This window comes from Pseudoramibacter porci (genome assembly GCF_009696145.1).
GTDB classification, from domain to species: domain Bacteria; phylum Bacillota; class Clostridia; order Eubacteriales; family Eubacteriaceae; genus Pseudoramibacter; species Pseudoramibacter porci.
On sequence record NZ_VUMO01000007.1, the window covers coordinates 1 to 24,692 of the forward strand.

The following is a 24,692-nucleotide window of genomic DNA, read 5'->3' on the forward strand; positions in this document are numbered from 1 at the left end:
TTACTGAATGCATGGCCTGTTTCTATTATTGCTATTTTACCACGGTTGTATGGCAACAGGTGAAAAATGATTGCGATAATAAACAAAGCCTAGAGCGTTTGCCCTAGACTTTGTCTACAGTCTGAAATGCCCCTAAACCATAATGGCTTAGGGGCATTTTATTGGGTTGTCGCTCCCCACCGCCGCTTGATGGCAGTGTGGGCGCCTGATTTTTCTTTTAAAGCCCTTTTGTTATTTCATCTTCATCAACACATCACCAATGTCCCCATCAATGCAGATGCTTCTGTTTGCAATCTCGCCCGGACAATACGCCTCGCCATAATTGATGCAGGCATATACTGCTTTCTCATTTTTAAACGTCATCTGCCAAAACGGATATTTCACAATAACAGGCGTGTTGGCGCCCACGCCAAGTTTCAGATAAAGCACATGAAGGTGCTCAGTCTTAAGCAGAAAATCCGCATATGCCGCGGACGCGCTGTGCCACCCTTCATCCTCGACAAAGGAATCATCCGCACGAAGATTCATCGTCACATCCGAATCATCGTCCGGACATTTCGGAATGAGAGATGCCGGGATCTTCATTTTCAGTTCACCACTTTCAGGAACCTGAAACCATCCATTCTCGTCCTGTGTGAACCCTTGTGCTTCCATTGCTTTCATGACCCATTCTTCATTATCATAGGTTTTCTGCACAGACGGATTGACGCTCTGAAAAAGGCCATAGTCTCCTTGGGTGTAGAACAGTCGCTTTTTATCAAAGCCTGCTCTCTGAAACTGGTGATCCACATTCGTTGTAACAACAAAATAATCCTTATCTTTCACAAGTGAGCGCAGCTCCTGATAGACAGGCTTCGGCGCATCAATATATCGGTTGTAATAGATATGCCTTGCCCACCACGCCCAGCGTGTTTGTGCATCGGGGAAGGGATAGAACCCGCCGGAATACATATCCCGGATGCCGAAATGCTCCTTGAAATCTGAGAAATACCGATCAAACCGCTCTCCGCTATAGGTCAGTCCGGCAGAAGTGGAAAGTCCGGCACCCGCTCCGATCACGATCGCATCTGCCGCTTCGATCTCTTTCTTTAATCTGGCAATTCGTTCCGCCTTAGAGCCTGTTCCCAATGACATATTTCTGCTGAAATACCGCACCGCACTGAGTCCCTTCTGAATGCTCTCCAGATAGCCGTTCGGCATTTTATCGTATATGTTCTTCATAATATTTTTTGTCCTCTTTAAATTCCTCTACGAGGTGATCCAGGCGCTGCTCCTGTGTCATTGTCTCGTTCATGCTATTACCTTCTTTCCACCGCACCTACAGGACATGCCGTCACGCAGTTCCCACAATGCAGACAGTGTGCCTGCTCGATAACATAGGGAATACTGTCTGTCATGATACAGTTCTGCGGACAAACCGCTGCACAGCTTCCACAGCCAATACATGTGCCAGTAATAAAATATCCCTCTGCCTTTTTCTCCACGCCTCCAAAGGTAAAGGAGTCACGCTCTATCGGTTTCTTTGAAAGATCAAACCACTCCCCACTGCCCGCATAGATTTGAAAAACGGTCAGCGCCTGCATAGACTCCTCTGTGGGATATATCTTGCGCATATACGGATTTTTCTCGAACAGTTCCGGAATCTTATTGTATCCAAGCTCCCGAACCTTTCCACGGATAGACACAGCCACACTGCTCATGGTATCCTCACCCTTCATCGCAGTCAGGGCAAGAAACCCTCTTTTCTTCAAACGGTCGTAAAAGCCTTTGCCTTTTGCCGTAAGGAAATACAATCCCTTTTCATCACTGTCCATCATATCGATTGCTGCCGTCACCGGGAGACCTTCGTCATCAACGGTGGCCACAATCGTCCGATGGATTTCATTTGCGATATAGTCAAGATAATCTTTTGCTTCCATGTTCAATGCCTCCCTAGAAAAGGACTCCGGAACAGTCTGCCCCGGCTATCATGTTACATCACACCCGTTATAATTTTAACGGTTATATTAGAATTTGCCGTTCTGGTTCTGCCAGGTCGCTTTGTCAGCAATGGTTTCCATGACATCCCAATGCTCTGCCACCTTGCCGTTCTCAATTCTCCACAGATCGTAGTAAGAAGTAGGCGCCCCGCCAAAGGTACCTTCGGAAACAGCCAAGACATAATTGCCTTGTGCAAGAACCTGATGGATATTGTCATAGATCATCTGAATGCCCTGCTTACCAAGCGCTTCAAGCGCAGCACCGAGACCGGAAAGGCCATCGGCAATTCCTGTGTTGTGCTGAATGTAGGTGTCACCATCAAAGTATGAAGGTGTCTTTTCAGGCGCTTTGCCCTGCATGACATCATGAAGGAAGTTCTTGATGATCTCACGGTTTTCCTCCGTCTTATCGAGGTCTTCCAACGAGTCGTAACCGTCAACCTGCGTATGACCGGAAGGATTAGGCGCAGCCTTGTCAGCGATATTATCCCAATGCTCTGCAATCTTGCCGTCTGCATCGAAGCGGAAGATGTCAAAAGCGACCTGCTCACCGGCTCCTGCAAAGTTATAGATCGTCTGCAGGAATACCTTGTCTCCGTCCTCGAAAACGCGGATATTATTGACTGTGGTCTTTACAGGAGCAGATGCAAGGGAAGCAACGCTGCCCACGAAAGCCTCAGCGCCTGTGCCATAAGCGAGGTTGTGTTGAATGTAGCCGGGAGCAAGAAGTTCCTTTGCTTTTGCGGTATCACCGCTTGCGAATGTGCCGATGAGCGCCTGTGCCTTTTCTTTGTTTGTCATGGTTGTATCCTCCTTAAAAATCTGTAATTGGTCTTCTAAATGTAACTGTCATTATTTCATCTGATGGCGTTAGTATAACACGTTGTAGATGTAATGTCCATAGTTATATCAAAATTTTTTCATAAAAATTCCGGACACCCTTTTAGCATCCGGAATATATATTTAATTCTGACATCTATCTCGCAGCCACAACTCCCTAACATCCAACTCGGCAACGGGGCATATTGACATCTATCGTGCCTTTTTCAGTATTCAGCCCTTTTGCGTTTATCACGAGAGGTATATCGTATGTTTTCGACTGTTGGCCGTGTATAAGATTGTAGTGCCACAGAATACAGCTGCAATATTTAAAGCTATCCGTTGTCTTTACTCGGTTACGGCAGCATTGTTCTTCAGGATTTCTTCATTGAAATCAAAGCATAAGAAAGGCTCCCCGCCGCCGACGTATTTGCCGGAAGTGAGGAGCCTTGGTCTGTTTATGAAACTGGAATTTTACACTCGCAACATACTCCATATGCATTCAAGCAAAGTCAGTGCCAGAATGATATTGATAATCTGGTAATGCTTTATGTAGAATTTCTGTATCAGAAGTCCGGCACCGATCCAAGTTGAAGTTGCCATCGTCCCGATCGTTGCGATCAGAAGTTCAAACCCGATCAGCGTCCACAATGCCTTATTGTATGGCGTGATAAACCCTGTCAGCGCTGTGATTCCGAACATATAGATCTTGATATTTACAAACTGCAGCAGGAAGCCTTTCATGAAAGATGCGGAACCCTGCTCTTCGCTGACTTCAGGCTTGCTTATGGCAATATGGATCGCAAGCCAAAGGATGTAAGCAGCTCCGATATACTTCATGACCCGCAAAGCATTAGGAAGAAATGTCCCTACTCCGTACACAAAAACGGCACAGATAATCTGAACCACATAGTACCCTGTGAATATTCCTAAAAAGAGCGGTTTCCCTTTCTTCCACCCATAATTGGTCACTGTATTGAGTGCCAGTATGTTACCAGGCCCCGGTGTAAATGCATTTACAATCGCATATACTAAAAAATTAGTCAGCACATATCCCGGCATAACCAAATCTCCTTTCGCAGCATTGATGTTATCATACCGCAAAACGGAGATTTATAGGTAACACTTATTTTATATGCTTTGTCATAGTTCCTATCTATGTTTGTTGCGGAGCATATTTTTTCAATGCATCCACATAGATCGATCCAAGTTCAGACAGAGTCTGACCCTTACAAAGCACATATCCAATATGCATTTTCTCCTTCTCTGCAAGCGGCACTGAAACAATCTGCCGTCCCTGCAGATATTTCGGAAAGATTCCGCTTGATATGGTATATCCGTCAAGTCCAATCATCAGATTTACGATGGCCGCCCGGTCGCTGACACGGATCTCCTTCTCCGAAAGCTCCGTGCTGAACGGTTCCTCGGAGAAATCCGCTGACTCGTAGCTTCCCTGAAGAAAATTCAATCTCGGATAGGCCTGCAGGTCTTTCAGCGTGACAGATTTATTCCCGGCCAGAGGGTGCTTTGCCCGAAGAAATACATGCGGATCAGCAGAAAACAATTCATAAAAACTAAGCCCCATCTCATCCATCGTTTTTTTTAGAAATGTCTTATTTCTGTCGCACAGATAGATAATACCCAAATCACAGAAGCGATTCTTCACATCTTCTAATATCTGGTGAGTCTGGGTTTCATTAAGGATAAACTCAAATCGTTCCTGCCCAAACTTCTGAACCATTTCAACAAATGCATTTGCTGTGAAAGTGTAATGCTGGGTTGATACACAGAAGCGCTGTTTTTCCGGCTTACTCAATATGAAGCGGTCTTCCAGAAGATTCATCTCCTGTATCACCTGCCTCGCATATCCAAGGAATTCTACGCCTTCTTTCGTCAATGCAATACCGCTGCGGTTTCTTGTGAATATCCCGAATCCTACTTCTTTTTCCGCTTTCTTCAATGCTGCTGATAAACTTGGCTGAGAAATATGAAGTTGTTTTGCCGCCTCCGTGATAGAACCGATCTCCGCGACAGCGACGATATATTTTAGAAATTGAATTGTCATAATCTCACCTTGCAAATACCTACTTACCACACTGACATCTAAAGCATTCATTCAGCCCTATCCAGCTTGTGTCCATGAGAAAATCCGGGAAATACAACACTTTTTTCGGCGTTCAGTCCTTGACCCTCGTCATCAGTACCACGGTTTCAATATGCGCCGAGCTTAGCGTATAAATATCACCAATTTCCGCCCGTCAAAGGGAAATGGTCAATGCAAAAATAGGCGATTTTTTACACTTGCCTACGACTTCGGAAAATGGTCGAAGGGCCGGGATTCCGCTTATAATCAAAGTTAGTTTAACACAGATTCCGAGCTGTCTCCACCCAATATAGGCGCACTTGATTGATGGGAGATGACGTCTCGGCCCTATAGTTTTTTGCCATCATAAAATAACCTCAGCCATTTTATCGCTCGGAAATCCCTGTATTCTGATTGTTGTACTGCTGTTCTTTATCTTCACTATCATTCGGTTCCGTATCGGTATCCACCCGATCTGAGGCTTGGGCAGGTGTGCTCTCTGTAGTTTCTTTCACGGAACTGCCGCAGGCTGTCATGCACAGGAGCATTGCAACAGCAAGCATCCCTATGAATAACGTCTTTATCTTCATTATCATCACTCCTATTTCAGTCTGCTGTAATCTTCATCAGACACCGGCTCCAGCCACTCGGCACTTGTATCCTCAATAATACACTTGGTTTTGACATCTATCGCATCTTCGTTCCATACCTCTCCGAAAAGCACATCATCGTTAAGGTGTGCGAACATCGGCGCAAAGTCTCCCAGCTGCGCTCTTCCCGCTGTCTGTACGATTTTCTCGCTCATTATTTTTGCCCTCCTATCTTCTGATCTCCCGTGGACCATACATGTTTTTCCTTAGCTGCTGCCGGCTTGTTCTGTGCCATCACGCCAGCCAGAGGGTGCGGTACATAAGGTTCTTCGAGATATGTAATTTCTTCTGCGGTTAAATTCATGTCCACCGCCTTTGCCGCTCCTTCGATATGGTGAAGTTTCGTAGCTCCGACTACCGGAACTGTGACCTTCGTAAGAAGCCACGCAAGGGATATCTCCGTCATGCTGACATCGTGCTTTTCGGCAAGTTCCGCCACACGGTTTATGATCAGATTATCCTGATCTGCCGTGCATCGTATTTGAATTTTGCATAGGTATCTTCTGCGGCGCGCTTCGTGTCACCGTCTCCCGGCTTTCTGGAAAGCCTGCCGCTTGCCAATGCACTGTATGGTGTAAGGGCGATATTCTCTTCCTCACAATATGGCACCATTTCCCTCTCTTCCTCACGGAAGATCAGATTGTAATGTCCCTGGATGGATATGAACTTTGCAAAGCCTTCTTTCTCAGCCAGCGCATTTGCTTTTGCAATCTGCCATGCAAAGCAGTTGGATATACCTATATATCTTGCTTTTCCAGCTTTAACGATACGATTCAATCCGTCCATGATATCGTAAATATCCGTCTGCCAGTCCCACATATGATAGATATAGAGATCCACCATAATCCATACCGAGATTTTTAAGGCTCGTGTCGATCATGTTCTCTATATGCTGCTGACCTGAAATTCCCTGTTCTATCTCTTCGGGCGTTCTCGGCAGGAACTTTGTGGCAATGACCACATCCTCGCGCTTTGCGAAATCCCTGATCGCTCTTCCGACATACTGCTCACTGGTTCCGCTCTGATAGGCTATGGCCGTATCATAAAAATTCACTCCAAGTTCAAGCCCACGTTTAATGATCTCTCTGGAATGCTCTTCATCGATCGTCCAGCTGTGCTGCCCTCTTGCAGCATCGCCGAATCCCATACAGCCCATGCAGATACGGGATACTGTTAGGTCTGAATTTCCAAGTTTTGTATATTTCATTATGTTGCACTCTCCTTTTTCTTATATTTGATCAGCAGCATGGCAAAATTGCCTCCTGCCGCTATAACCGCTCCTACAAGGAAGCAGTAAATGTTATCTTTTCCAAGGGACATGACCGCTGCTCCCAAAGCAACAGCAGCAGCCGATATGGCAATATCCTGTATGCCAAATCTGTATCTTTCTTGATAATAAATACTGCCCGAATAGATTGAGATAAATCATAACCACCGGCTCAGCCGGTGGTTCTTTGATTCTCCTCGTTCCTCTTGTCGAATCCTTTGCTAAAGCATTACAAAACAAACTGGATGCCGCCTGTAAGGTACAGGTCAGCATCCAGTTGTTAAATGGCGCCGCTAGTCAATGTGTTCAGGATTCTGGGGACCTCTCATTTTCCTGTTTGTTCTTTTCTCATCATATCGCGGGCTTTCCAAATCGCATTCCAGTCCGTCTCGCCTTCATCCGTAAGGCCATTTTCTTGCGCATATTCATGGTTGTTAGACCATGTACTGTTCAAACCAAAAGAAACCTCCGAAAGACCACCTCCGGCAAAAGTGACATATACGTTCTGTCCATTTGCTAATTTGCCGAGATCTTTTACAGCACCGTTGTTTTTGGGCCAAGGATTATCCGCTGCAACCACAATGACAGCTTCTCCAACCGGGTGATTATTCGGCTTGTATTCAAGCTTCCACTTCACGCTATTGATCTGCTCCACGCTCCAATCGCTTGATGTCCAGTCATCCGGCACATCAATATAGAAATAGTCGTTGCTGTAAGCGTGCCCACTCGAAGATGCAGCTGTTTTTTCAGCCACCGCATCATCTCTGCGTGTCTGCGCTTTTTTCTTGAGCGTATTCAATTTAGAAGTGCTGATTCCGCTGTCTTTCGCCGCATCGCAGGCTTTTTTGATTTCTTCGTCCGTCACTTTTTCTGCGGCAATCGGTGAGATTGTGATTTCCGACTTAACTGAAACTTTGCCGTCTTTGGAAATGCTGGTATCTGTGCTTGCGCCATCGACATTATATATTGTCCCATCTTTTGCAATAGGAGAATGGCTCACGGTGAACGTGTATTTTCCAGGTTTAAGTGCAATATCAGATGACGATGTGCCGCCATAAAAAGACTTGTTAACAGCGTTCCCCCGGACATCCTTCCCTTTTACGCGTATGGGAATTTTCGTCCCCTGCTTCGTATCCAGCCCTTCTGCGTTGATCACGAGGGGGACACTGTAGGTTTTCGACTGCCGACTGTGTATATACCAGATTGCACCGCAGCAGAGTACAGCTGCCGCTATCACGGCCACTATGATTTTTATATTTCTGCTTCCGTTCACTTTTGCTTCCTCTCTATGCTTTTATTTATGATTATATCACATATACGCGGAGATTTATAGTATCTCTATTCGTACTCTATCTGCCAAAACGTCATCCAATACGCCACCATTTGGGCGTATTGGCGTTTTGAATCGTAAATTTCGTTCACTTTTCCCGTGTCATCAGCGCCACGGTTTCAATATGCGGCGTCTGGGGAACATGTACACGCACTGCGCAGAATGTCAAACTCTTGGTTTTACGACTTCCCAATGACCGTAGCGTTTCCCGCCAACACGTGCAATAAGACCCTGCTCCTGAAGTTGCTTCATGTATTTTTGAACAGATCGGTAAGAAATTCGTAATTGTTTTGCCAGATCTCGCTGTGTAATTTTCGGATTTTCTTTCAGGACTGCCATTATTCTATCTGCCAAAACATCATCCAAAACATCATTTGGCTGATGTTTTGGTGTTTTGGAACTTTGAGTTTCTCCGACCACAGTCGTTTCTTTTAACGTATCTAAAATGATATTAAGCATCAGTTCTACAAAAGCCGCACTGTCTGCTTCTCTGTCGGCCTGTCCGAGCGCGTGATAATATGCCTGCTGACGATTTCGTATCAGTTCTTCAATCGGCAGCCAGTAAAAGAGTTCATTCCATTTGCCGAGCAGCATGCTGTGCCACATTCTGCCTATGCGCCCATTGCCGTCCGCAAAAGGATGAATAAACTCAAATTCATAATGAAAGACCGCACTCTTGATCAGCGGATGCATTTCCGATGCCTGATACCAATCGAATAAATCTTGAATTTCTTTGGGGACCAAGTCTGCGGGCGGTGCCATGTGGACTAAAGTTTCTCCGTCAAATATGCCAACACCTCCCGTCCGAAATCTGCCGTTTTCAGAAATCAAATCCTGCATCATCACTTTATGGGCTTTTAATAAATCTTTGACTGAAAATGGGTTCAGCGCGAGCATCATCTCATAAGCGTCGTAGGCGTTTTTGACTTCCCGGATTTCATTTGGATTGCCGAGAATGCGTTTACCATCCAGAATAGCCGTCACTTGATCCAAGGAAAGTGAGTTGTGCTCAATCGCTAACGAAGAATGAATGGTTTTGATTCTGTTTTCCCTTCTGAGATGCGGATTCAGGCTGCCACGTGACAGCACCGTGATGCGCCCGACTTGTTCGCTGATTTCGGCCAGCCGGTTGACAATTTGATCTGTCATATGAAAGGGTGGCTTGTATGTGCTCATTTTTCGTTCACTTTTTCCGTGTCATCATCGCCACGGTTTCAACATGCGGCGTCTGCGGAAACATGTCAACGCACTGGACGGTTTCAACGGTATAGCCAGCGCGGACGAAAAAAGGCAGATCTCGGGAGAGGGAGCTGGCCTTGCAGGACACGTAAACAAAAACTGGCGGTGCAAAGGAGAGCACATCGCCCATGGCCTTGGGCTGGATGCCCTCCCGGGGCGGATCGAGGACGATGACGTCCGGTTTTTCCGAAAGTTTACCCACCTCAGTTTTGACGTCCCCGGCGATAAATTGGCAGTTGGTCAAGCCGTTGGCGGCGGCGTTGACTCTGGCCGCCTCGACGGCTTCGGGAATCAATTCGATGCCGACAACTTTCTCGGCAAAGGGCGACAAAATCTGGCCGATGGTCCCGACGCCGCAGTACAAATCAAACAGCACAGGCTTTTTCGCCATCCCGGCCGTTCCCTGGCGGACGGCGTCGCGCACAGCGGTGTAAAGCACCTCAGCGCCCCGAGTATTGGTCTGGAGGAAGGAGAACGGGGTAATTTCAAAATCGACGTCGAGAATGCGGTCGTGGATGACGCCGTCGCCGAAAAGGATTTTCATGGACTCCGCCTTGGCCACGTCAGCGACACTGTCGTCAAGGCTGTGGATCACCGTCGCAATGCGCCCCTCTAATTTTAAGTCAAGGAGCGTTTTTAAATAGCCGGCTTCGTCGATTTCGCCCTGGGTCGAAGTAATCAGATTGACCATGATGTCGCCGGTGGCGGTCCCCCGGCGCACGACGAGATAGCGCAGTACCCCTTCGTGGCTGCGCTTGTGATAATAGGGTACCCCTTGGAAAAAATCCCGGGTTGCAGCGACGATGGCGCCGAAATCTCGATGGGCGAGCACACAGGCGTCGGCATCCAAAATATTATAGAAATGGCCCTTCTGGTGAAAACCTAAGGTCAGCGGCCCACCAGGTTCGCTGTCGCCGAAAGAAAATTCCATTTTATTCCGGTAGCCGAACACGTCAGGGCTTTCGATCGGCGGCAAATGGGTAAAGCCTTCGACGCCGGCCTGATCGAGCAAATCCATCACCCAACCGTCCTTGACCGCGAGCTGCGCGTCAGCCGGCATCGTCTGATAGCTGCAGCCGCCGCATTTCCCAAACACTGGGCATTGCGGTGCGAGGCTGTCCGGCGCCTCAGACACCACTGCCAGCATCTGGCCCTCCGCTTTGCCGCGGCGCTTCTTTTTAATGCGCACCTTCAAAGTCTGGCCGGTCACCCCGCCCTTCACGCTGCACGGGATCGTGCCGTCGCCGTTGGGAAGTTCGCCAACCCCCTTCCCCGGATACACCATCCGGTCGATTTTCAATTCGACGATGTCGCCTTTTTTCATCGCATTTCTCCTTTTTACGTCACATGATTTTATCTGCTATTATACCAAGAATGCCACGACCTTTAACATCCATATCGGCAAAATTGTGATAAAATAATAAAAATAACTTGTGTCCGACAGATCTAAGAATGTGAGGTGCTGCATCATGAATCGACAATCTGTTCCGTCACCCGATTACAGCCAGGACGACGCCTGGCTCTTAAAACCCGATCCGCCCGTTTCCGCCGTCGACGTCTTCTACATCATCCCGACGGAATATCACCGCAGCGGCGAGCCGCCCGTCTGCGTCATGACCGACACCGAGGTCCGGCGCCTCGGCATGCGTCATCTCCAGCACAAGGCTTCCGCCTTCTTCCCGTCGGGTAACGTCTACGCGCCCATGTACCGCCAGAGCAACGTCGAATGTCTCGTCGGCGCTGCCAAAAGCCCGCGTCTGCGCCGAGCTCTGATCGACGGACCCGTCGCGTCCATTGGCGCCGCCTTTGACTATTATATGACCCATCTCAACGGCGGCCGGCCTTTTATTCTCGCCGGCCATTCCCAGGGCGCGCTGATGGCAAAGTTTCTCCTCGAGTCGGTCTTTGTCCGCCATCCCGAATACCACGATCAGCTCATCGCCGCTTACCTGATCGGCTTCAGCATCACCCGGTCTGAGCTCGCGCAAAATCCCCACCTGCGTTTTGCGACCGGCCCCGACGACACGGACGTAATCATTTCTTACAACACCGAGGCTCCGGGGGTGACAGCCCGCAACATCACACTGATGCCCGACGCGCCGTGCATCAACCCGGTGAACTGGCGCACCGACGCGGTGCCGGCGCCGTCCAGCGAGAGCCTAGGTGCCCATCTGGTCCGCTTTAGTCCCATTGGCCGCCTTTGCGGCGCGGCCGACCGGCCGGGCTACGCCGACGCGGCGGTCGATCCAAAACGCGGCGTTGTCGTCTGCACCACCGCCAATCCCGACGACTTCCGCGTCATCGGCGACGAGGGTGATTATTTTCCAAAAGGGGTGCTTCATACCGGCGACATCCCCTTGTATTATTACGACCTCCGCGCCAACGCGCTGACCCGGGCTGCGGCGTGGCTGAACGCTCATCGCCGATAGCCCCGCGGCCGGGATAATCTGTAAAATTTCGGTAATAGGCAAATTATTGTCTTTATTCTGCAATGAAATCGTGTTATATTCTAAATAGGTTATTCCGCACGAAAATCCATTGATGAAATGAGGCAGATTCATGGCTGATATCAATCAAATTACACAAAATCACGACAGCGACGCGCTGAAAACCAACGACGGGAAACTGCGTATTATTCAGGAAACCGTCCCTGGCAAACAGGTCACGCTGGCGCACATTATCGCCGGGCCTGAAGCGATCGTCTACCAAAAACTCGGTCTGAACCCGGCCGTGGACTATTCTCAGGCCGCCATCGGCATTTTAAGCATGACGCCCTACGAAATCGCGATCATCGCGGGGGATCTTGCCTGCAAGACCGCCCACGTCGATATCGGATTCATCGACCGTTTTAGCGGCACGCTGATTTTTACCGGCCGCATTTCCGACGTCACCTCCGCTGTCAAAGCGATCCTCAATTATCTGAAAAACAAATTGGGCTTCACGATTTGCGACATCACGAAGACCTGATTTCAGACAATAAAAAAACTTCCCGAAATCGGGAAGTTTTTTTATGCTTCAAAATCAGTTTCGATTATTCAGCAGGAGCAATTGCGCCCATCGGGCACTGATCTGCACATGAACCGCAATCGATGCAGGTATCTTCGTCGATCACGTACGGTGTTCCTTCAGAAATTGCTTCAACTGGGCACTGATCTGCGCATGCGCCGCAGCCAATGCAGTCATCAGAAATATGATATGCCATGATACGTCTCCTTTCAGCTCTTTCTTTGATACAGTTTTATTATACTCCTTAAGCGTTTTAAATCAAGTTCTTTTCGATTTTTTCTCATCCCAAAAATCAGGATTTCCCGCTCTGGCCATTCCCCTCGCGCTTCGGCGCATTTTGGGCTTCGCGGCTCTTGTCGCCGCCCTTCGCCTTGCCTTGACGGTTGTTATGCTTGCGGCCGCCGCGATGGCGCCGCTTCCGATGGCGGGGTTCCCGGCTGCCGTCGCCCTTTCCGCCGGATTTGTCTTCGTCGGCGCCGCCGCGATTCTGGGACTTCGCAGCTTTGGACGAAGCGTTTTTATTTCTGGTGTGCTTTCTGTTCGGTTTGTTGTGTGCCGGTGCGGCTTTTTCGCCGCCTTCAGCCTTGCCTTCCTCTGCGGTGGTTTTGCTATTTTCGCCCTTCTGCTGCTCTTTTTGGCGTTCTTCTTTTTCCCGTTGCTGGCGGCGGTTATTGGCAAGTACGTGCTTGTCGCCGGACTTCACCACTTCGTCGACGCCGAAGGTCTTGATTTCCGTTTCATCGTCGTCGGTCTGCATTTTGACCACAACCTTTTCCTCGAGGACGTTGAGCCGATAGACCTGTCCCTCGCCTTCGGGCGTCGTCACCCAATTGCCGACCCGCGGCATTTTGCGGGTCACCTCGTGATAGAACGGGTCCTCGTAGGTCAGGCAGCAGAGCAGCCGCCCGCAAACGCCGGAAATTTTCGTCGAGTTCAAAGACATGCCCTGTTCCTTGGCCATTTTGATCGAGACCGGACGAAAATCGCTCATCCAGCTCGAGCAGCAGGTGGTGCGGCCGCAGATGCCCAAGGTGTGAAACATCTTCGTTTCGTCCCGGACTCCGATCTGCCGCAGCTCGATGCGCAGATGGAAGGTCGAGGCCAGATCCCGAACGAGCTGTCTGAAATCCAGACGGCCGTCTGCCGTAAAGTAGAAAATCGCTTTCCGGTGGTCAAAGGTGAATTCGACGTCGACCAAATGCATGTCCAGATGATGGGTTTGGGCCCGGTCTTCAAAAATCTGGCGGGCCTGATTTTCCTTTTCCAGCAGCGACGCGTGGGTGCGTTCGTCCTTTTCCGTCGCCACCCGTTTGACCGGCTTGAGCGCGCGCTTAAACGTCGCGTCATCGATGTCCCGCGGTCCGACGACGACTTCGCCGTACTCGATGCCCTGGGCCGTTTCGACGACGACGTGGTCGTGGAGGGCTAAAGCCAGCTCGCCGACCTTAAAATAATAAATCTTCGCAGCGGGGCGGAACCGCACCCCGACAATCTTAATTTTCATTGGCATTCTCCTGTATTTCAGCAATCTGCAGCAGCGCCGCCTCCCACTGGAGGCGCGGATTGGCGTTGGTGCCCAGACGCCGGCACAGCCCTTCGGCCACCTGAGCCATAGCGGTGAGGGCCCCGGCATCCGACTGTGCCGCAATCTGTGAGGCCGAGCCGCCCGAAGGCTGGCCCGCCTTTTCGGCGGCTGCCTCGACAAGCACCCGCATCAGCCAATTGGCTGCCTCAAGACTTTTATGTTTATCCTTGCCGGCTTTTTCGGCAAAATCGAAAATCGGCATGGGGTTGTGTCTCAGTATATCATAAATCACCGGGAGCAATTCGGTTTTTATCGGCTGCCCTTCGTCGGACAACGTCAAGGCCAGGGCCTGTCCCGGCAGGCCCCCCGCAGTGGGCAGCACGTCTTCCTGCTGTTCAGGGGTCAAATCGATGTCGTGGGCTGCCAGCACGTCGAGGATTTCCCGATCGGTCAGCGGCTCCAGCGGCAGCTGCTGACAGCGGGAGCGGATCGTCGGCAAAAGCTTCCGCGGGTTATCCGCCGTCAGGATGAAGACGTTGCCCGGCTCCGGCTCTTCCAAGGATTTGAGCAGCGCGTTCTGCGCGTCCGCTGTCATCCGTTCGGCATCCTCGATGAGACAGACCCGGCCGCCGCCCTCGAGGGGACGGGTCCCCATCACCGAGATCAACGTGCGGACCTGATCGATTTTGATGGCACCGTTCTCCGGCGGCGCGATGACAAGATAATCGGGATGGGTGTCCGATTCAAAATGCCGGCAAGACGGACAGAAACCGCAGGGGCGGTTGTCCGGCGCCGCGGTGCAGAGGACCGCCTTGGCAAAACCCCGGGCGAGACTGCGCTTTCCGATGCCTGCGGGGCCGGTGAATAAATACGCATGGCTGACCTGATCGGCGGCGACGGCCCGGCTCAAAAGCTGCCGCGCCCGGCTTTGTCCCACAATTCCTTCAAACATCCTGCTCTCCTTTATTCGATTTGTGATTGAATGCCAGCACTTGAATCTGATCCTGTTCGACCCCGAGCACCGGCACGCCCTGACGCACCAGGGCTGTAAGGGCCGACACCATGTCTGGGCTCAGCGTATCCCCGGGGAGCGCGGCCGGCACACCCGGCGGATAAGGAATCAGCATCTGGCCGGCGATTTGTCCAGCCGCCTGGGTGAGCGGGCAGGACCGTTTCGGCAGATCGGCCGCGCGCCAAAAGGGGACACGCTGATTGAAACGCCCGGCGGACAAAGTCGCCATTTGAACCGGCGGGACAGGGTTCTCCGGCGCCGGACCGTTGACCCGGGCCATCGCCTCTATCAAATTGCCGAGGTCCTCCGCTGTCGTGCCGATGCCGGTCATCGCCAGAAGAATCTCCGGTGTTTCCATCTCGAAATACAGGCCGTACCGCTCCCGCAGGGTTTGGGCGATGGCGAGGCCCGAGCCGTCCCGGACGCCAAAGACCCATTTGCTTTTGTCGTAAAGGGACGCGGGGCCGTCGATCAAAAATAAATTGGACGCCGGGTCTGAAAACCGCTTGACTGCCCAATCGTGCGCCTCCGCAATCGCATGAAACACCCGCTCACTTGCCTCAGCCCCTTCGACGACCGCAGCTTCGATACCGGCCATGAGCAGGTAACTCGGGCTGGAGGACTCAATTTGACTCAGCCAGTCGGAGATGCGCCCGCTGTCAATGCGCTCGCTGCCGATGAGCAGCACCGAGCCCATCGTCGGTGCGCCGAGGATCTTGTGGGTGCTCGAAACGACGACGTCGGCGCCGCAGTCGAGCGCGGCCCGCGGCCCGCCGTTCCAAAAAGCCAGATGGGCCCCGTGGGCTTCGTCGACAATCAGCCATTTTCCGCGGCGGTGGAGCGCTCCGGCGATGGCCGCAGTATCGCTGACGGTGCCGTAATAAGTGGGGCTCGTCAGAATCATGCCGCAGATTTCAGGATCTCGATCGAGAGCGGTTTCGACCGCTTCGACACTCACCGATTTTGGAAACCAGGGTTCGTGCGCGAACGCCGGATCGATAAAATGTCCCGAAAGCCGGCCGATGTGCATCGCTGCAAACACCGAGCGGTGCGCGTTGGTCGGGATGAGCACCCGGCCTTCAGGCCCCGCGCCGGCGAGCAGCGCGGCGAGAATCCCCGCGGTCGTGCCGCCGACAAGGAGACGGCTCTCCCGCGCGCGGTAGAGTGACGCGATGACCCGCTGACTTTCGGCGATGACCCCCTGAGGATCGTGAAGGTTATCCGCGCCGGGAATCTCGGTGATGTCTTCAGCGAAAATCCGATGTCCCCGTCCCTTGTGGCCGGGCATGTGAAAACGCAGGCGGTCGCGGCCGGCGTTATCCCGGAGCATATCGCCAATGGGCGTGCGGCTCATGGGTTGCCCTCCCCTTGAAGGGCGTCAAGCACCGCCGCCGTGATTTCTTCGCCGATGTCGTCGACGCTGCGCAGCTGTCCGCTGTTGTCCAGACAGTGGACGATGCGCCAATGGCGCTCCTGAGCGAGGGCCCGGGCACAGGCCGCTGAGCGTTTCAAATAGTCGGCATCCCGCTCGTGAATGTCCTTGTCGGCGGCTCCGGTGATTTTATTGGCCCGGTCCGCCATGAGCTGTTCACTGACAGTCTCCGGCATGTCGAGAAAAAAGACGAGATCGGGACGCGGCAGGCCGAGCAGATGGTATTCGTAATCCTCGAGCCAGCGGACGAAGGCGTCCCGCTCAGCCGCATCCGCGATCTTCCCGGCTTGGTGCACGAGGTTCGACGTGGTGTAGCGGTCGGCAATGACGACGCCGCCCCGGGCGAGAAACGGGCCGGTCTCCTCCTGATAAGAGGCGTAGCGGTCCGCCGCAAAAAATGTGGACGCGATGTAGGGACTCACGGCGTCAGGGTCGCTCCCAAAATCCCCGGCCAGATAATGCCGGGCCATGGCCGACGAATCCTTTTCGTAGCGCGGGTAGGACACCCGAAGCACCGGCACCTGCCGTGCAGTCAGTTCCCGGGCCAGCCGCTCGGACTGGGTCTGCTTGCCTGTGCCGTCGATGCCTTCGATAACGATTAATCTGCCGTTTCGTTCTGTTTTCATGGTGCCCCTCCTGCAATTTTCTCTATTATAACAAAAAAAGACAGCAGGGTTGATGCTGTCTGTACAAAACCGTTAAAAACTGAAATGATGGGATTCGATGATATCCAGCTGACGGACCAGCTGCTTTTCCATGAGCTCCTCTGTCGTGCCTTTGACGAAAATCTCAACAATGTCCGGATCGAAAAACGTCCCGGAATAGCGCTTCAGCGCGTCGAGGCTTTCCTTGATGGTCCGCTGGTACATCGGGCCGCCGGCGTTTTCCCTGAGCCGTGTGTAGACGTTGGCCACGGCGCACACCCGGGCCAGCAGCGGAATATCACGTCCGGATAGGCCGTCGGGGTAGCCGCTGCCGTCGAAGCATTCGTGGTGAAAGAGCACGATTTCTTCAGCGGCGGCGCAAAACATCCGCGCGTCCGGCTCGATTTCGGCAATCTGCTGAAAGACACCGGTTCCGTAATCGACGTGGGCCATCATCAGAAGCTCCTGATCCTTCGTGTAAATCGTCTGCTCTGCCATCAGGTCCTGATCGAGAAAAGCCTTGCCGATATCGTGATAATCAAAAGGGGACAGATGGTGCCACATCAGCTCGGATTCAAGATTCTCTTTTCCCATCAGCCTGAGAATGATGCGCATGTACTGCCCGGTCACCATGTTGTGGTAAGCTTCCTGCCGGGGCAGACGCATCATCACTTTTTTCAGCATGGTCTCGCCTTTTGATGCCGTCATAGGGGTTCCCCCTTCCTTTCATTTCTTTTCCCTTGTATATGATTGCGTTACTCTTTTTAATTTCACCTATATTATACAACACCCTCTCCGAAATCAATGTAGAAAAATTTACACAATAGGAATAAATCTTGTGATATAATGCCATCAAAAATAACGAGGAGGCAAAAATGGCAAAGAAAAAACATAAAAAAGACCCACAGAAAACCAATGTCATGCGGATCCTCGAACAAGCGCACTTGACGTACGATCCCAAATACTACGACGCGGCGGACGGCAACATCGACGGCGTGTCCGTGGCTGAAAAAATGGGCGAAGACCCGGACGAAGTTTTCAAGACCTTGGTCTGCCGCGGACATTCCGGCGAATTCAAGGTTTTCGTCGTACCGGTTGCTGAAGAGCTGGATTTAAAAAAGGCGGCCCGAGCCGCCGGCGAAAAATCCGTCGAAATGATCCACCAAAAAGAGCTTCTGCCCAACACCGGCTACATCCACGGGGGCTGTTCGCCCGTCGGCATGAAAAAACTTTACGCCACGGTGATCGACGCTTCCGCCGAGGATCAGGATATCATTTACGTGTCGGGCGGCAAAATCGGCACCCAGGTCGGCGTCGACCCGAAGGCCCTGGCTGCGTTTATCGGCGCGTCCTTCGCCGATATCACCCGCTGATACTGCAACCCGCGACACCCACACAAAGGAGAACCCATGAGCAAATCATCCCTTTCTTCCGGCCGTCCCCACACCGACGCTTATTACAGCACGCTGGACGCGATTATCCGGGACATCAACCACAAACTGCCTGACGAAGACATTCACGACGGCGAAACCCTCGAGCGGCTGCTGGACGACGTGCTGATGCACTTCAAGTACGAAAGCTTCTAAACTGACATTGAAACCACTAAAAAAACCGCATTCTCATCCATTTTAGAATGCGGTTTTTAATTGCGCTACGCGGTTTTTATTTCTGCTCATCGGCGCAGCAGGTGTAGCTGTCGGCCTCGATCGGGGCAATCTGTGTCAAATCGTAAGGCGTTTCCTGGTACATGAAATTGAGCCAATTGGTGTAAAGGCAGTTGGACGTCGCGCGCCACAACAGCATCGGCTCCTTCGACGGGTCGTCGTTAGGGTAATAATTCACCGGAAGATCCGGATGTTCGCCGCGGGCCACGTCCCGTTTGTATTCCGCGTCCAGTTCCATCCGGTCGTATTCCGAATGTCCGGTGATGAAAATCTGCCGGGACGAGTAGGCGAGAATCACCGTCGGCCCAACCTCGTCGCCCTCCGCGCAGACGTAAAGCTCCGGATTGTCGGCGACGGCTTTTTCGTCGATGCCGGTGTAGCGGGAATGGGGCATATAAAAATAATCGTCCATGCCGCGCATCAGCATTTTCTTCCGGTGGACGACCCGATGGCGGTAGACGCCCGAGAGCTTTTTCGGCAGCATGTATTTCTCGACGCCGTGGTGGTAATACAGTCCGGCCTGGGCGCCCCAGCATAAATGCATCGTCGTAAACACGTGAGTCTTGGACCATTCGAAGATTTCGACCATTTCCGGCCAATACTGCACTGCTTCGAAGTCCATTTTTTCAATGGGCGCACCGGTGATGATCAGTCCGTCAAAATACTGATCCTTCAAATCCGAAAAGGTTTCGTAAAATTTATTGAGATGGGAGGCCTTCGTGTGCTTTGCTTCCCAGGTCTCGGTCTTCATCAATGTAATCTGGGTCTGAATGGGGAAGTTGGACAGCACCCGCAGCAGATCCAGCTCTGTCGCTTCCTTCAGCGGCATCAGGTTCAGGATGCAGATGTTCAGCGGACGGATTTCCTGAGTATGCGCCCGGCGCTCGTCCATCACGAAAATATTTTCCCCTTCGAGAATCTTTTTCGCCGGCAAATCATTTTGAACTAAAATCGGCAAACGTGCTCCCTCCTTTTCATACATTTTTACAACTTGCGTTTGGCTTTTATCTTACCACAAATTAAAACCTACGGACGATTATTTTAAGTTTAAGCATTCAACATTAGAATAAGAGACATTCCGAAAGGGTTCGGAATCCAGAATGAGAGGTTTAATTTGAAATTATTTCAGCCGAAACATAAAATGAAAACAAAACGAAGGCCGCTGACCAAACGGGGTCGGCGCATCCGCACCGGGATTGTTTTTCTCGCGGTGATCGTCGGGCTCATGGCTTTTTGGCAGTACGGTTCGCTGGAATACCTCCTCGACACCAGTGCCCTCCAAGGCAAGCGCACGACACGCCACGTCCGCCAGTACCGCGCGACGATTCAGAAATTCACGAAGCGCTCCGGCATCGCCCATTTCGATCCCGTCATTGAAGCCATCATGATGCAGGAAACCAAAGGCTACGGCACCGACCCGATGCAGGCCAGCGAGTCGCCGATGAACACCTATTACAGCAACGCGCCCAACGCCATTCAGGATCCGAAATATTCGATCAAAGTCGGCGTCGAGCATTTCGCCGACTGCCTGAAGGCGGCCGGCTGCACCTCTCCGTCCCAGCGCAGAAAACTGATGCTGGCGCTCCAGGGGTACAATTTCGGCAACAACTACATCCAATGGGCGCAAAAAAATTACGGCGGCTATTCTGAAACTAACGCCAAAATATTCAGCGCGCGGATGCAGGCCAAGCTCGGGTGGAGCGCCTACGGCGATCCGGCCTACGCCAAGAAAGTCATGGCGTATTACGACTACAACCGCACGGCGGCCTCCGCCAAATTTTTCCAAAAATTAGAGAACCTCGGCCTTTAAAGAGCCAAGGTTCTTTTTTTTTGTTTTGATATTTTAATTTTACTCAGCCACCGCTGCGAGACCCGCTTCGTCGGTGAGTTCTCCTTCGTTCTGGTATTTCGCGAGGAAGGCCATGAACTCGTCGCCGGTGATGGTTTCCTTGTCGTACAAGTACATCGCGAGCTCGTCGAGCACCTTGCGGTTGGCCTGAAGCAAGTCGACCGCCTTCTGGTGGGACGATTTGACGAGATCGACGACTTTTTCATCGATCACTTTCTGGGTATCCGCCGAGCAGGCCAGCGAGGTATCGCCGCCGAGATAGGCGTTTTCGACCGTTTCCAACGCCACCATATCGAAGGTGTCGCTCATCCCGTAGCGGGTGATCATCGCCCGGGCCATCCGGGTCGCCTGTTCGATATCGTTGGAGGCGCCGGTCGAGACCGAACCGATGGCCACTTCTTCAGCGGCGCGCCCGCCGGTGAGGGTGACGATTTTTTCGGTGAGCTCTTCTTTGGACATCAGGTTCTTTTCCCCTTCTTCCACCTGCATGGTGTAGCCGAGGGCCCCCGACGTTCTCGGAATGATCGTGATTTTCTGAACCGGTGCTGACTGGGTCTGGAGGGCCGCCACGAGGGCGTGGCCCGTTTCGTGATAGGCGACGATCTTCTTTTCTTTCGGCGAGAGGATCGCGTTCTTTTTCTGATAGCCGGCGATGACCACTTCGACACTTTCTTCAAGGTCGGACTGGTTCACGGCCTGGCGATGCCCGCGGACTGCGCGCAGAGCCGCTTCGTTAATGATGTTGGCCAGCTCTGCCCCGGAAGCACCGACGGCCATGCGGGCGATGGCGTTGTAGTCAATGCCCGGCATCGTGCGGATTTTCTTCGCGTGGACTTGGAGAATGGCTTCCCGACCTTTGAGATCCGGCAGGTTGACCGGCACACGGCGGTCGAAACGCCCCGGCCGGGTCAGCGCCGGGTCCAGAGATTCCGGACGGTTCGTCGCCGCCAAAATGACGACGCCGTTATTTTCTTCGAAGCCGTCCATTTCGGTGAGCAGCTGGTTCAGCGTCTGTTCCCGTTCGTCGTTAGAGCCGGAGAATTTGCCGCCGGCACGCTTTTGGCCAATGGCGTCAATTTCGTCGATAAAGACGATACACGGCGCCTTTTCTTTCGCCTGGCGGAACAGGTCGCGAACCTTCGAGGCCCCCATCCCGACGAACATTTCGACGAATTCCGACCCAGAAATCGAGAAAAATGGGACGTTGGCTTCGCCGGCGACTGCCTTGGCGAGCATGGTCTTCCCGGTTCCCGGAGGGCCTACGAGGAGTACGCCCTTGGGCATGGTCGCGCCGATGGCCGCGTATTTCTTTGAATTGTGCAGGTAGTCGACGATTTCGGACAGATTTTCCTTCGCTTCATCTTCGCCGGCGACATCCGAAAAGTGAATTCCCGCTTCAGATGGGACGTAAACCTTGGCATTGCTCTTGCCGAGCCCGAAGCTCATCGAGTTGGCGCCACCGCCCATTTGATTGATCATCCGGCGGTTCAGCCAGCGGCCGAGGAGGATGAAAATCACAATCGGCAGGACCCAATTGAGCAGGAAGGAGACGATCGGATTGCTCGTCGAGCTGATGTTCTGTCTGAAATTGGCGCCGGCTTTGTAGAGCCGTTCGGTCAGCTGCGGATCGTCGACCTTGGTGGTTTTGTAAGTCTGGGTTTTCGCCTTATTGGTAAAAACGATTTGCTGATCCTGAATTTCGACATCGCCGATGTTCTTCTTCTCTGTCATCGACATGAATGTATTGTAATTGACGCTCTTGGTCTGCCGCTGATTCATCAGCGGCGCTGCCAGCAGGTTGAACGCGATAATCGCGATCAGCACGAGCAGGTAGTAAAAGATCATCGGGCGTCTGGGTGATTTGACCTCTTTCATCTTTTTATCCTTTCTTGATATTCTTTATTGTCGATTATTTGACGCGCCTATTATAGCAATTGCCATCTTGGTTTATGCTTAAAAAAGGGAAACGCATTGCGCCGATTTCTCTCAATTGATAAAATTATTGTAAAGCAATCGATACTCAAGACGAAAAGAGGGACATTTATGGCAAAGCAACTTTATTTTGAATGCAGCTCCGGCATTTCCGGGGACATGGCTGTCGGCGCGATGCTCGATCTCGGTGCCGACCGCGAAATCCTCCAGCAGGTGCTCGACAGCCTGCCGCTGGACGGCTACGCTGTCACCGTCGGCCGCCGAGCCATTGCAGGAATTGACGCCTGTGATTTTGACGTGAAACTCGACGCCCCCTACGAAAACCACGATCACGACATGGCCTACCTCTACGACGACGGCAGCGAGCATGCCCATCATCACGGCCACCACAATCACGATCATGATCACCACGGCGATCACGCTCATCATCACGGCCACCAGCACCGCACGCTGGCCGACGTCAAAGGAATTTTAGACGGCGCCACCATGACTGACGGCGCCCGTGCTCTGGCCAAACAGATTTTCAACAACCTCGCCGCGGCAGAAGCCAAAGCCCACGGCACCGATATCGACCACGTCCACTTCCATGAAGTCGGCGCTGTCGATTCCATCGTCGACATCACGGCGGCCGCAGTCTGCTTCGACAATTTAAAGAACCAGCTCGGCTTTACCGACGTCGTCATTCCCGTGATCAACGAAGGCGGCGGCCACGTGCGCTGCGCCCACGGCCGGATGCCGGTGCCGGTGCCGGCGGTCGTCCACCTTGCCGAAGCCCACAGCCTGCCGCTGTGTCTGGCCGGCCTTCAGGGAGAACGCATCACCCCGACGGGCGCAGCCATCGCCGCAGCAGTCATGACGACGAAAACCCTGCCGCAGCCGTTCACCATTTTGAAAACCGGGATCGGTGCCGGCAAGCGCACCTACACCGATGCGGCCAACCTGCTGCGCCTGTTTTTAATCGAAACTGAGGGGGGTGTCCGCCCTTTTGACGCAGACTCCGATGCACAAAACGTCGTTCAGCTTGAAGCCAACCTCGACGACAGCACCGGAGAAATGCTCGGCCGGGCCGTCACCCACCTCTTAACCGCCGGCGCCCTCGACGCCACTGTCACACCGGTGGTCATGAAAAAGAACCGCCCGGGGGCGGTGCTCACCGTCCTCTGCCGCAGGGCAGATCAGCCGGCTCTCGAAGCCCTGATTTTCGCCGAGACGACGACCATCGGTATCCGCTCCTTCCCGGTGGACCGGGCGGTGCTCCCTCGATCCTTCGAGACGGTCGCCACGCCCTGGGGGCCGGCAAAGATCAAAGTGACGATTCGGGACGGCCAGCGCCGGGGTATTCCCGAATTTGACACCGTCGATCAGCTCGCCCAATCCGCCGGCGTGCCCTTCCCCGACGTTTACGCTGCGGTCCTTTCAGCTTGGCAGGCGCAAAAATGAGCGGTGCCTACAGTCGGGTCTTCATTACCGGCGACATTCACGGCACCATCGACATCCAAAAGATTCAGCTTTTGATCGCACAGCAGGGTAAAGCCCTCAGTGCCGATCCCGACAAGAAGCTGATGCTCGTCTGCGGTGATTTCGGCGCGGTGTTTGAAGTCAAACCGGACGACTGGGAACGTTCCGTCCGGGCGATGTACCGGGCGCTTTACGAGCAGTACGGTCTGCAGTTCGCAACCTGTCTCGGCAATCACGAAAATTACGACCGTATTTATCACGAGCTCGGTGAAATCGACTGGTGCAGCGACAGGGTCTACACGATGGACGGGCGCCGCGGTCCACTTTACCTGCAAAACGGCGGCTATTACACGATTTCGGCTGCTCAGGGACCCTTTACGCTCCTCGCCATGGGCGGCGCGCCGAGCGCAGACCGCAAGACACGCGTTCCCAACAAAAGCTGGTGGCCCCAGGAAATCCCCGACAAAGCCATGATGAAGCGCGCGCTGGCCAACCTCGACGCTCACGACCGCTACGCCGACTACATCGTCACCCACACGCTGCCCTACAAGCTGCAGAAGGCCATTTTCGTCAAGCCCTTTTTGCCCCGGGGCATCCGCACGCCGACTGTCGCAAAAATGCTCCAGAAAATTGCCGACCGGGCCACCTGGCGCCAGTGGTTCGCCGGCCACCATCACAAAGACCTTACCTTAAAAGACCACAAGACGACACTGTTGTACAACACGATCCTGGAGCTCAAGGTTTAATATCGCAGAGCATAAAAAAAAGAGCGGCACTTCTCTCAATTCGAACTTGTTTTTGAG

28 protein-coding genes and 1 pseudogene are annotated in these 24,692 nt (G+C 52.6%); 7 read left to right on the forward strand and 22 right to left on the reverse strand.

Annotated features, from left to right (window positions below):
- Window positions 1–231: 231 nt before the first annotated feature.
- From FYJ52_RS06150 to rlmD, 14 genes and pseudogenes are all read right to left on the reverse strand, one after another.
- Window positions 232–1,221 carry an SIR2 family NAD-dependent protein deacylase gene (locus FYJ52_RS06150; RefSeq protein ID WP_154576356.1) on the reverse strand — a complete coding sequence of 330 codons (990 nt, stop codon included), beginning with the start codon at window positions 1,219–1,221 and terminating at the stop codon, window positions 232–234.
- Window positions 1,222–1,298: 77 nt separating this feature from the next.
- Window positions 1,299–1,919 (reverse strand): 4Fe-4S binding protein, encoded by a 621-nt coding sequence (locus tag FYJ52_RS06155; protein ID WP_154576357.1) that lies wholly within the window; start codon window positions 1,917–1,919, stop codon window positions 1,299–1,301.
- An 87-nt stretch (window positions 1,920–2,006) separates the two neighbouring features.
- Window positions 2,007–2,780: a nuclear transport factor 2 family protein gene (locus tag FYJ52_RS06160; protein WP_154576358.1), complete on the reverse strand. Its 774-nt coding sequence runs from the start codon at window positions 2,778–2,780 to the stop codon at window positions 2,007–2,009.
- A 492-nt stretch (window positions 2,781–3,272) separates the two neighbouring features.
- On the reverse strand, window positions 3,273–3,860 hold the full coding sequence (locus FYJ52_RS06165) for a LysE family transporter (protein WP_154576359.1): 588 nt from the start codon (window positions 3,858–3,860) through the stop codon (window positions 3,273–3,275).
- 94 nt (window positions 3,861–3,954) lie between these two features.
- Window positions 3,955–4,914 (reverse strand): LysR family transcriptional regulator, encoded by a 960-nt coding sequence (locus FYJ52_RS06170; RefSeq protein WP_408003705.1) that lies wholly within the window; start codon window positions 4,912–4,914, stop codon window positions 3,955–3,957.
- A 353-nt stretch (window positions 4,915–5,267) separates the two neighbouring features.
- On the reverse strand, window positions 5,268–5,471 hold the full coding sequence (locus tag FYJ52_RS06175) for a hypothetical protein (protein ID WP_154576360.1): 204 nt from the start codon (window positions 5,469–5,471) through the stop codon (window positions 5,268–5,270).
- A gap of 11 nt (window positions 5,472–5,482) precedes the next feature.
- A complete protein-coding gene (locus tag FYJ52_RS06180; protein WP_408003706.1) occupies window positions 5,483–5,686 on the reverse strand; it encodes a hypothetical protein in 204 nt (67 codons plus the stop codon).
- Window positions 5,686–5,835 (reverse strand): hypothetical protein, encoded by a 150-nt coding sequence (locus FYJ52_RS10215; RefSeq protein WP_268892587.1) that lies wholly within the window; start codon window positions 5,833–5,835, stop codon window positions 5,686–5,688. The genes FYJ52_RS06180 and FYJ52_RS10215 overlap by 1 nt, the downstream gene beginning before the upstream one ends.
- 21 nt (window positions 5,836–5,856) lie before the next feature.
- A pseudogene (locus tag FYJ52_RS10220) lies at window positions 5,857–5,937 on the reverse strand (aldo/keto reductase); the annotation flags it as partial.
- Between the two features lie 44 nt (window positions 5,938–5,981).
- Window positions 5,982–6,317 carry an aldo/keto reductase gene (locus FYJ52_RS10225; protein WP_268892584.1) on the reverse strand — a complete coding sequence of 112 codons (336 nt, stop codon included), beginning with the start codon at window positions 6,315–6,317 and terminating at the stop codon, window positions 5,982–5,984.
- Window positions 6,292–6,738, reverse strand: coding sequence for an aldo/keto reductase (locus FYJ52_RS10230; protein WP_268892585.1), 447 nt, complete (start codon window positions 6,736–6,738; stop codon window positions 6,292–6,294). The genes FYJ52_RS10225 and FYJ52_RS10230 overlap by 26 nt, the downstream gene beginning before the upstream one ends.
- Before the next feature lie 385 nt (window positions 6,739–7,123).
- On the reverse strand, window positions 7,124–8,071 hold the full coding sequence (locus tag FYJ52_RS06190; RefSeq protein WP_154576361.1) for a hypothetical protein: 948 nt from the start codon (window positions 8,069–8,071) through the stop codon (window positions 7,124–7,126).
- Between the two features lie 222 nt (window positions 8,072–8,293).
- Complete coding sequence (locus FYJ52_RS06195) at window positions 8,294–9,304, reverse strand: Fic family protein (RefSeq protein WP_154576362.1); 1,011 nt, start codon at window positions 9,302–9,304, stop codon at window positions 8,294–8,296.
- A 7-nt stretch (window positions 9,305–9,311) separates the two neighbouring features.
- The gene (rlmD, locus tag FYJ52_RS06200) at window positions 9,312–10,691 is read right to left on the reverse strand and encodes a 23S rRNA (uracil(1939)-C(5))-methyltransferase RlmD (RefSeq protein WP_154576363.1); all 1,380 of its coding nucleotides are present in this window, start codon (window positions 10,689–10,691) and stop codon (window positions 9,312–9,314) included.
- A 145-nt stretch (window positions 10,692–10,836) separates the two neighbouring features.
- Between rlmD and FYJ52_RS06205 the strand changes: the two genes are divergently transcribed.
- Window positions 10,837–11,796, forward strand: a complete 960-nt coding sequence (locus FYJ52_RS06205) for a DUF3089 domain-containing protein (RefSeq protein ID WP_154576364.1) — start codon at window positions 10,837–10,839, stop codon at window positions 11,794–11,796.
- A 130-nt stretch (window positions 11,797–11,926) separates the two neighbouring features.
- Window positions 11,927–12,334 carry a BMC domain-containing protein gene (locus FYJ52_RS06210; RefSeq protein WP_154576365.1) on the forward strand — a complete coding sequence of 136 codons (408 nt, stop codon included), beginning with the start codon at window positions 11,927–11,929 and terminating at the stop codon, window positions 12,332–12,334.
- A gap of 64 nt (window positions 12,335–12,398) precedes the next feature.
- On the opposite strand, the gene FYJ52_RS06215 is transcribed toward FYJ52_RS06210, so the two are convergent.
- The 6 genes from FYJ52_RS06215 to FYJ52_RS06240 all read right to left on the reverse strand — a co-directional run bounded on the left by FYJ52_RS06215 (window position 12,399) and on the right by FYJ52_RS06240 (window position 17,694).
- Window positions 12,399–12,569, reverse strand: coding sequence for a DUF362 domain-containing protein (locus tag FYJ52_RS06215; protein ID WP_154576366.1), 171 nt, complete (start codon window positions 12,567–12,569; stop codon window positions 12,399–12,401).
- Window positions 12,570–12,665: 96 nt separating this feature from the next.
- Window positions 12,666–13,877 carry a PSP1 domain-containing protein gene (locus tag FYJ52_RS06220; protein ID WP_154576367.1) on the reverse strand — a complete coding sequence of 404 codons (1,212 nt, stop codon included), beginning with the start codon at window positions 13,875–13,877 and terminating at the stop codon, window positions 12,666–12,668.
- Window positions 13,867–14,850, reverse strand: a complete 984-nt coding sequence (gene holB, locus FYJ52_RS06225; RefSeq protein ID WP_154576368.1) for a DNA polymerase III subunit delta' — start codon at window positions 14,848–14,850, stop codon at window positions 13,867–13,869. Before holB ends, FYJ52_RS06220 begins: the two co-directional genes overlap by 11 nt.
- A complete protein-coding gene (locus FYJ52_RS06230; RefSeq protein WP_154576369.1) occupies window positions 14,843–16,264 on the reverse strand; it encodes an aminotransferase class I/II-fold pyridoxal phosphate-dependent enzyme in 1,422 nt (473 codons plus the stop codon). Before FYJ52_RS06230 ends, holB begins: the two co-directional genes overlap by 8 nt.
- Window positions 16,261–16,968 (reverse strand): dTMP kinase, encoded by a 708-nt coding sequence (locus tag FYJ52_RS06235; protein ID WP_154576370.1) that lies wholly within the window; start codon window positions 16,966–16,968, stop codon window positions 16,261–16,263. Before FYJ52_RS06235 ends, FYJ52_RS06230 begins: the two co-directional genes overlap by 4 nt.
- A gap of 72 nt (window positions 16,969–17,040) precedes the next feature.
- Window positions 17,041–17,694: an HD-GYP domain-containing protein gene (locus FYJ52_RS06240; protein WP_154576371.1), complete on the reverse strand. Its 654-nt coding sequence runs from the start codon at window positions 17,692–17,694 to the stop codon at window positions 17,041–17,043.
- A 167-nt stretch (window positions 17,695–17,861) separates the two neighbouring features.
- Here FYJ52_RS06240 and ybaK point away from each other — a divergent pair, with 167 nt between their 5' ends.
- A complete protein-coding gene (gene ybaK, locus FYJ52_RS06245; RefSeq protein WP_235901555.1) occupies window positions 17,862–18,359 on the forward strand; it encodes a Cys-tRNA(Pro) deacylase in 498 nt (165 codons plus the stop codon).
- Between the two features lie 36 nt (window positions 18,360–18,395).
- A complete protein-coding gene (locus FYJ52_RS06250; RefSeq protein WP_154576372.1) occupies window positions 18,396–18,572 on the forward strand; it encodes a hypothetical protein in 177 nt (58 codons plus the stop codon).
- Window positions 18,573–18,648: 76 nt separating this feature from the next.
- Here FYJ52_RS06250 and FYJ52_RS06255 read toward each other — a convergent pair whose 3' ends face one another.
- Window positions 18,649–19,608 (reverse strand): homoserine O-succinyltransferase, encoded by a 960-nt coding sequence (locus tag FYJ52_RS06255; protein ID WP_154576373.1) that lies wholly within the window; start codon window positions 19,606–19,608, stop codon window positions 18,649–18,651.
- Between the two features lie 156 nt (window positions 19,609–19,764).
- Between FYJ52_RS06255 and FYJ52_RS06260 the strand changes: the two genes are divergently transcribed.
- Window positions 19,765–20,460, forward strand: coding sequence for a lysozyme family protein (locus FYJ52_RS06260; protein ID WP_235901556.1), 696 nt, complete (start codon window positions 19,765–19,767; stop codon window positions 20,458–20,460).
- Window positions 20,461–20,499: 39 nt separating this feature from the next.
- Here FYJ52_RS06260 and ftsH read toward each other — a convergent pair whose 3' ends face one another.
- On the reverse strand, window positions 20,500–22,374 hold the full coding sequence (gene ftsH / locus FYJ52_RS06265; protein ID WP_154576374.1) for an ATP-dependent zinc metalloprotease FtsH: 1,875 nt from the start codon (window positions 22,372–22,374) through the stop codon (window positions 20,500–20,502).
- A 168-nt stretch (window positions 22,375–22,542) separates the two neighbouring features.
- Between ftsH and larC the strand changes: the two genes are divergently transcribed.
- Both larC and FYJ52_RS06275 read left to right on the forward strand, forming a co-directional pair.
- Complete coding sequence (larC, locus tag FYJ52_RS06270; RefSeq protein WP_154576375.1) at window positions 22,543–23,871, forward strand: nickel pincer cofactor biosynthesis protein LarC; 1,329 nt, start codon at window positions 22,543–22,545, stop codon at window positions 23,869–23,871.
- Window positions 23,868–24,635, forward strand: a complete 768-nt coding sequence (locus FYJ52_RS06275; RefSeq protein ID WP_154576376.1) for a metallophosphoesterase — start codon at window positions 23,868–23,870, stop codon at window positions 24,633–24,635. Before larC ends, FYJ52_RS06275 begins: the two co-directional genes overlap by 4 nt.
- Window positions 24,636–24,692 lie beyond the last annotated feature (57 nt).

What these genes read in the sequence shown, in the direction of transcription:
- FYJ52_RS06150 (WP_154576356.1), bottom strand. Translation starts at nt 1,221, where the DNA reads ATGAAGAACATATACGATAAAATGCCGAACGGCTATCTGGAGAGCATT.
- FYJ52_RS06155 (WP_154576357.1), bottom strand. Translation starts at nt 1,919, where the DNA reads ATGGAAGCAAAAGATTATCTTGACTATATCGCAAATGAAATCCATCGG.
- FYJ52_RS06160 (WP_154576358.1), bottom strand. Translation starts at nt 2,780, where the DNA reads ATGACAAACAAAGAAAAGGCACAGGCGCTCATCGGCACATTCGCAAGC.
- FYJ52_RS06165 (WP_154576359.1), bottom strand. Translation starts at nt 3,860, where the DNA reads ATGCCGGGATATGTGCTGACTAATTTTTTAGTATATGCGATTGTAAAT.
- FYJ52_RS06170 (WP_408003705.1), bottom strand. Translation starts at nt 4,914, where the DNA reads ATGAATGCTTTAGATGTCAGTGTGGTAAGTAGGTATTTGCAAGGTGAG.
- FYJ52_RS06175 (WP_154576360.1), bottom strand. Translation starts at nt 5,471, where the DNA reads ATGAAGATAAAGACGTTATTCATAGGGATGCTTGCTGTTGCAATGCTC.
- FYJ52_RS06180 (WP_408003706.1), bottom strand. Translation starts at nt 5,686, where the DNA reads ATGAGCGAGAAAATCGTACAGACAGCGGGAAGAGCGCAGCTGGGAGAC.
- FYJ52_RS10215 (WP_268892587.1), bottom strand. Translation starts at nt 5,835, where the DNA reads ATGAATTTAACCGCAGAAGAAATTACATATCTCGAAGAACCTTATGTA.
- FYJ52_RS10225 (WP_268892584.1), bottom strand. Translation starts at nt 6,317, where the DNA reads ATGGACGGATTGAATCGTATCGTTAAAGCTGGAAAAGCAAGATATATA.
- FYJ52_RS10230 (WP_268892585.1), bottom strand. Translation starts at nt 6,738, where the DNA reads ATGAAATATACAAAACTTGGAAATTCAGACCTAACAGTATCCCGTATC.
- FYJ52_RS06195 (WP_154576362.1), bottom strand. Translation starts at nt 9,304, where the DNA reads ATGAGCACATACAAGCCACCCTTTCATATGACAGATCAAATTGTCAAC.
- rlmD (WP_154576363.1), bottom strand. Translation starts at nt 10,691, where the DNA reads ATGAAAAAAGGCGACATCGTCGAATTGAAAATCGACCGGATGGTGTAT.
- FYJ52_RS06205 (WP_154576364.1), top strand. Translation starts at nt 10,837, where the DNA reads ATGAATCGACAATCTGTTCCGTCACCCGATTACAGCCAGGACGACGCC.
- FYJ52_RS06210 (WP_154576365.1), top strand. Translation starts at nt 11,927, where the DNA reads ATGGCTGATATCAATCAAATTACACAAAATCACGACAGCGACGCGCTG.
- FYJ52_RS06215 (WP_154576366.1), bottom strand. Translation starts at nt 12,569, where the DNA reads ATGGCATATCATATTTCTGATGACTGCATTGGCTGCGGCGCATGCGCA.
- FYJ52_RS06220 (WP_154576367.1), bottom strand. Translation starts at nt 13,877, where the DNA reads ATGAAAATTAAGATTGTCGGGGTGCGGTTCCGCCCCGCTGCGAAGATT.
- holB (WP_154576368.1), bottom strand. Translation starts at nt 14,850, where the DNA reads ATGTTTGAAGGAATTGTGGGACAAAGCCGGGCGCGGCAGCTTTTGAGC.
- FYJ52_RS06230 (WP_154576369.1), bottom strand. Translation starts at nt 16,264, where the DNA reads ATGAGCCGCACGCCCATTGGCGATATGCTCCGGGATAACGCCGGCCGC.
- FYJ52_RS06235 (WP_154576370.1), bottom strand. Translation starts at nt 16,968, where the DNA reads ATGAAAACAGAACGAAACGGCAGATTAATCGTTATCGAAGGCATCGAC.
- FYJ52_RS06240 (WP_154576371.1), bottom strand. Translation starts at nt 17,694, where the DNA reads ATGACGGCATCAAAAGGCGAGACCATGCTGAAAAAAGTGATGATGCGT.
- ybaK (WP_235901555.1), top strand. Translation starts at nt 17,862, where the DNA reads ATGGCAAAGAAAAAACATAAAAAAGACCCACAGAAAACCAATGTCATG.
- FYJ52_RS06250 (WP_154576372.1), top strand. Translation starts at nt 18,396, where the DNA reads ATGAGCAAATCATCCCTTTCTTCCGGCCGTCCCCACACCGACGCTTAT.
- ftsH (WP_154576374.1), bottom strand. Translation starts at nt 22,374, where the DNA reads ATGAAAGAGGTCAAATCACCCAGACGCCCGATGATCTTTTACTACCTG.
- larC (WP_154576375.1), top strand. Translation starts at nt 22,543, where the DNA reads ATGGCAAAGCAACTTTATTTTGAATGCAGCTCCGGCATTTCCGGGGAC.
- FYJ52_RS06275 (WP_154576376.1), top strand. Translation starts at nt 23,868, where the DNA reads ATGAGCGGTGCCTACAGTCGGGTCTTCATTACCGGCGACATTCACGGC.